Source organism: Flavobacterium suncheonense GH29-5 = DSM 17707 (assembly GCF_000430025.1).
Classification (GTDB): domain Bacteria; phylum Bacteroidota; class Bacteroidia; order Flavobacteriales; family Flavobacteriaceae; genus Flavobacterium; species Flavobacterium suncheonense.
Genome location: NZ_AUCZ01000026.1, coordinates 1 through 5,303, shown reverse-complemented (window position 1 = coordinate 5,303; position 5,303 = coordinate 1). Strand labels below are relative to the sequence as shown.

The 5,303-nt window shown below is 30.6% G+C and carries 7 protein-coding genes; all 7 read right to left on the bottom strand.

Going from position 1 to position 5,303, the window contains the following annotated elements; translation table 11 throughout:
* Nucleotides 1-444: 444 nt before the first annotated feature.
* The 7 genes from G498_RS0109655 to G498_RS0109620 all read right to left on the bottom strand — a co-directional run bounded on the left by G498_RS0109655 (nt 445) and on the right by G498_RS0109620 (nt 4,926).
* The gene (locus G498_RS0109655; RefSeq protein WP_131387716.1) at nt 445-753 is read right to left on the bottom strand and encodes a hypothetical protein; all 309 of its coding nucleotides are present in this window, start codon (nt 751-753) and stop codon (nt 445-447) included.
* A gap of 7 nt (nt 754-760) precedes the next feature.
* Nucleotides 761-1,459 carry a hypothetical protein gene (locus G498_RS0109650; protein WP_026980977.1) on the bottom strand — a complete coding sequence of 233 codons (699 nt, stop codon included), beginning with the start codon at nt 1,457-1,459 and terminating at the stop codon, nt 761-763.
* 159 nt (nt 1,460-1,618) lie between these two features.
* Nucleotides 1,619-2,677, bottom strand: a complete 1,059-nt coding sequence (locus G498_RS0109645) for a tetratricopeptide repeat protein (protein ID WP_026980976.1) — start codon at nt 2,675-2,677, stop codon at nt 1,619-1,621.
* Nucleotides 2,678-2,837: 160 nt separating this feature from the next.
* Nucleotides 2,838-3,257 (bottom strand): hypothetical protein, encoded by a 420-nt coding sequence (locus tag G498_RS0109640; RefSeq protein WP_026980975.1) that lies wholly within the window; start codon nt 3,255-3,257, stop codon nt 2,838-2,840.
* 194 nt (nt 3,258-3,451) lie between these two features.
* Nucleotides 3,452-3,592: a hypothetical protein gene (locus G498_RS15760; RefSeq protein WP_154656452.1), complete on the bottom strand. Its 141-nt coding sequence runs from the start codon at nt 3,590-3,592 to the stop codon at nt 3,452-3,454.
* A 75-nt stretch (nt 3,593-3,667) separates the two neighbouring features.
* Nucleotides 3,668-4,174 carry a hypothetical protein gene (locus G498_RS0109625; protein WP_026980974.1) on the bottom strand — a complete coding sequence of 169 codons (507 nt, stop codon included), beginning with the start codon at nt 4,172-4,174 and terminating at the stop codon, nt 3,668-3,670.
* A 191-nt stretch (nt 4,175-4,365) separates the two neighbouring features.
* Nucleotides 4,366-4,926, bottom strand: a complete 561-nt coding sequence (locus G498_RS0109620; protein ID WP_026980973.1) for a hypothetical protein — start codon at nt 4,924-4,926, stop codon at nt 4,366-4,368.
* Between the last annotated feature and the right edge of the window lie 377 nt (nt 4,927-5,303).

Here is a 5,303-nt window from a genome sequence, read left to right as displayed (position 1 = left end):
AAAATTCAATAAAAAAACTAAAATGCTAATGAGCGTTGGCATTCTGCTCAGGCGTGTGATTTGCTATCATGTGTAAATTTTTAATTTACACTTGTTGCAAATTTGAGATGAATATGATTTCAACGATTTGCGTACTGAGTTTCCAGCATTGCTTTTACGTTTAGTTTTTCACGCACCAATTTTCACAACGTTTTTCCACAATATTTTTCCACAACAATTATAATTGATAGTTATAAAATTTGATAGAAAATTTATTTGTAGAAATCGTTTAGGTTCTGATTTTTACGCGCGCAAGGCAACTGATTTATAACGGTTAGTATATGAAAAGTAGGCGATTTCGAAGCACTGAACTTTCGGTTGAGCCAAAAGTTTGATACGAGCCAAAACGCTTGATATTATTACTTATCCGCCTATTTTTTATATACATTGTTATGCCACGTTTTTTTAATCTGCTGACAACCAATAAGTGTCAAAATCTGTCGTGTCTTCATTTGTCAATTCCGCTGTATTTACCTTAATCATAATATTATTCCATTCAGATTCTGCATTACTTCTTGCAAATTGTCCCTCGTAATATTTTTGTCTAATTGTTAAATCCAACTTCTCGTGGTAATCCAAGTCGAAATATAAAGTACAATCTCCATTTACACATTTGGACAATAATTGACCTTTATTCGGTTTTGGAAACAAATTTTTTAAAAATGCTGAAGACAACATTCCTAACTCACTTGAATTAAATAACTGTTTTTTCATTTCCATATTAAAAACCATTAAAGACAGATAATAATCCCATTTGGTGAAATTTATCGTAATTCGCTTTGTGTTCAACAGTTGGATTTAAACTGTATCCATTCTCATTTTTAAAATATGCTCCAAAAGCACCTTGAACTCCGTAATCGTCATCCAAGAAACATTGAGGGAAACCGTCCATTGAAAATAACAAGTCAATATCAAGTCCGTTTGAATTTAGAGACTTGTCAAATTGCATAGCGTGTAAATGTGGAAATGGTCCTATTTGGTCAATTACAGATTGAGGAAGTCCGTTTGCTTTTAGTCTGTACATTTCTTTTACCATCTCAAAAGTTTCTCGGGAAAAAGCTGCGATAATTCCGCTTTCTCGAATATTCATAAATTTCACTTCTACATTCGTTGGATTAATTCCGTTTACAGAGTTGTAATCATCTTTAAATTCATTTAAGACTGTTACTGTCAATTTTCCTGAACTTAAAAATCCACCTTTTTCAAATTCGTAATATCCAATTGGTTTGAAATACATTCCGCTGTTATCTCTGCAAAGCATTTCAAGATTTATGGTTCCGTATTTAGTCTTGAAAAGTCGGAAAGACATATCTCGACTGTCAATTGGTGTTTTTTCGGCTCCGGATTTGAACTGTGCTTTGGCTTTTTCTAAAGTGTCTTTTTCAAATAATACACTTACCATTTCTTGTGTTGGTGTCATATGGTTGTCGTTTTGTTTAAATGTGGCATAACGTTTTACGGCTTAAAACCGTTGCGGCAATTTACGAATTATTTGTTATGGAATGCAGTGCTTGAAAATCTGCAGGATTTTCTATTAAGGTTTAAACTAGCAATGGTTTTAAACCGTTGTTAGCATTAGTTATTCTTTTATAAAAAAGTTATTTTTATTTATTGTTAAATAATTACTTTCTGTTGTGTACCAATCTACAAACTTGTCGTAATCTTCTTTGTTAGCATCTCTCCATTCAGTAAACTCACTTTGTGCACCTAATTGAAAGATGTATTTGTTATATGAATCAAAATAACCCTTGTCTAGCATTTTTTTATGATAGTCAAATAAAACATTTGGATATTTTTTGTTATCCTCTTTAAAATAATTATTAATAAATGCGATTCTAATTTTTGACAGAGAAATCAGGTTGATTTCATTTTGTCCAAAAGTGCTTAAGATAAAGTGTGAGCCAAAAACTCCACAAAATGGCAAACGTATTTCTTTAGCTTTTAGTTGTTTGTCTGTTATGATGACATCACAAAATTCAATTTTCGTTTCATCACCATTAAAAATCACCGACTTATTATATGTATCAAAAAGCAACTTGCTCATTTCTGTAGTTCTTTTTGTTGTACGTTCTAAGTTCATAAAAATTTCTCCATAAATTAAACCGGATAATTTATCATTGGATTCTAAGTAGAGTAAGGCTAACCTGTAATAGTTTGAAGGAAACATTGGATCAGCTTTAATTCCTTTTTCATAGTTTTCAATTGCTTCATTGTATTTTTCCTGTTGTAGAAAAATGTTTCCTTTTTCTAAATGTAAGTTTCCAGCTTTTGGAAATTTTTTTAAGCCAGCTTCATATTCTTTAATTGCCAAATCTGGTTTACCCATATAACTATAACAATTGCCAGATAATTGATATACTTGGCTATTGATGTTTTTATATTTTTTTGTTTTGTTAAGTATATCAATTGCAGTTGCATAATCTTTTTTTAATATATAAGCATAGGCAATTTCATAAGGATAAGTATAGTCTTTTCCATCAATTTTCTCACATTCTTTGAGCAAAACAATACTTTCCTCAACTTTTCCATCATCCATTAGTCTTATCGCTTCTTTTGCTTTGCTCCAAGCTATTTCATTTCTTTGAGAATATGTTTTGATTGAAAACACAAAAAGGAGAATTAAAAGAAGATTTTTCATTTTAGTTAATTTTATAATTAATGCTAACGTTCCCGCGGCTTGGCCGTCGTTGCGGCAATTTACAGAAATTTTTGTTATGAAATGCTACGCTCGAAAATCCGCAGGATTTTCTTTTAAGAGTTGAGCTAGCAATGCGGCTAAACCGCTGTTGTAGGCAGTGCTAGTTTCTAGGTTTCTTGTCAAAATTTAAATCGAATTTTAAATTTACTATTTGTAAATCTTTTATATTTTTTTCAAATTCGGTTACATTAAGTGGTCCAATAATTCCATTTTGACTTGATTTTTTATTTTTCTCAATGTCAATTATGTAGTAATATGTTTCATTTTCTGGATAGTTAAGTTGTTTAGCAATAATATGCTTTTCATTATGTCCTACTGCATACACGTAATTGCTTACAATTATGTCATAGCATCCGTCACAATTTTTTATGGGTTTTGAAATTGATCTGTTTGATTCCAAATCATTCCATCCAATTTCATATTCGTCAACAATTTTTTGATGCTGGCTTTCATCAAGCCAAGCGCAACTGTTAATTGCAAAAAATATTATGGAAATTAAAAATAGATGTCTCTTTTTCATTGCGTTTTTTAAGCATTGCCTACAACGTCCCGCCGGCTTTATGCAGTGGCGGTTTCCCGCTCACGGAACTTCACAAATATACCGAAAAGTTTTAAAGAAAATTGCGACTAAATAGGAGAGAAGTGCAAGCACTAGCTCCTCCCATTACACACCAAGCCCCGCCATTGCTTAAAACCGCTGTTGGCTGCAGTTTTTTATAGAAAATATTTTATATAAAACTCATATTTATCATTTGAATTATATTTTTTGAGCTTTTTTTCAAGATCTTCTTTTGATATTTTTTTTAGCTTCACTTTTTCATCAACCATATATAATTTAAGAGAATCTTCATTCATTTTTATGATTTTATATGATTCTATCTCGTTTGCAAAAGATGTAAAATAATCGTCGAATATTATTGTGCCATTTAATTATATTATTTCTTTTGTTATTTTGATGGGAACATCTCGATGGCCAATAAATGAAAAAAGTAATGTTAAGTCGCGTCCATTTTTTGGTATTGTTTTTTTTATAATGACATTTGAATAGTCAGGATTTAAATTTTCTTTAGTCTCAACTACTGTGCAAGCTAAATTCATTAAATCAGATTCGTACATCATTTTTAAATTGATTTTTAAAGAGTCAGATTGGCCTTCAATTCTCTCGAGATATCTTTCTTCGCCACAGAGATGACAATTCTCAAATTTTAAATAAAGTGAATCATTTTTGATTTCATATTTACCTATACCAAATCCTTTTCCTTCCCAACCAAAGCTGATATATTTGAAAGTATTAGCGTCTTCAAATTTGTAAAAAAAATCAAAAAAGTAGTTATTTTTTGATTTAGGACTAGAATAATAACCGCTGCTTATTGACTGACTTTGAGAAGTATTAATATAACTAAAAAATATTATTGTTATTATAATTATATTTCTCATAAGTAATTAAGGTTTAGTTATTTCAAAATTGCAGCCAACGTCCCGCCGGCTTTGTGTCAGGCGGGGATTTTTGTTACTGATGTTTACAAATATGACGAAAAGTTTGAAAGAAGAAAGTAGAATAGGAGCAAAGGCTTTTGAATCCAGTTCGTTCCATTAAACACTAAAACCCCACTTGCACAAAACCGCTGTTATAAGCTGTTTCTTTTACTCGATTCTATTTCCACAAACTTATTGTTTCGAATTTGATAAGTTATGCTTGTAATGTCTCTTTGAATTACAATATCATTACATTCTGATTCTTTAGGAATGAATTTGAAGAATTTTGAATTGACGATATAGTTATCACCTTGCTTTTTAAAATTAGAAAAAATGGGATCAGAAGAACTCACTTTTAATTTTGAAATAACTTGGTTTTTATCAATATTGTAAATACAATAAAATTCATCACTCCAACCAATCAGTAAATTTGTAAATTGATATTGAGGTCTGTATTTATCTAGATATGAAATTAAGTAATGATTTTCATTAAGTTTTTTCTTGAACCCAAAAAAATATTTATGTTCAGTATTTAAGTTTGAAGGGTTAATTTCATTAGTAGCCATTAAAATATCAAGTCCTTCTTTAGGAATTGATTTTAAGTATATTTTTTTGTCAGTTTCTGATTCAACAAAATCATTAAGAAAATTGTTTTTTGGCTTTGAACAGGCGCAAATGATAATTAAAAACAATAATACTTCAAGTTTTCTCATTTTTTGGATTTTGCGAGTTTTGAAATAGCTTATAACGTGTTGCAGCTTGGCAAAGTTGCGACAGTTAATGATTTACGTTCACAAATATACCGAAAAGTTAGAAAGAAAAAACCTGACTTCGGAGAAGAAATGCAAACAATATCGCTTACCGATAAAAACCAAGCCTAGCAATTTTGCCAAACTGCTGTTATAAATTCGGTTGCCCCACAAACTTGGAACACTCCAATTTTCCGGCACTGTTTTTTGCATTCCAATTGGCAGGAAAGGAGCGAAGGAAAATTAGCTTTTTAGTTTTTTTAAACAGCACTTAAAATTCAATAAAAAAACTAAAATGCTAATGAGCGCTGGCATTCTGCTCAGGCGTGTGATTTGCTATC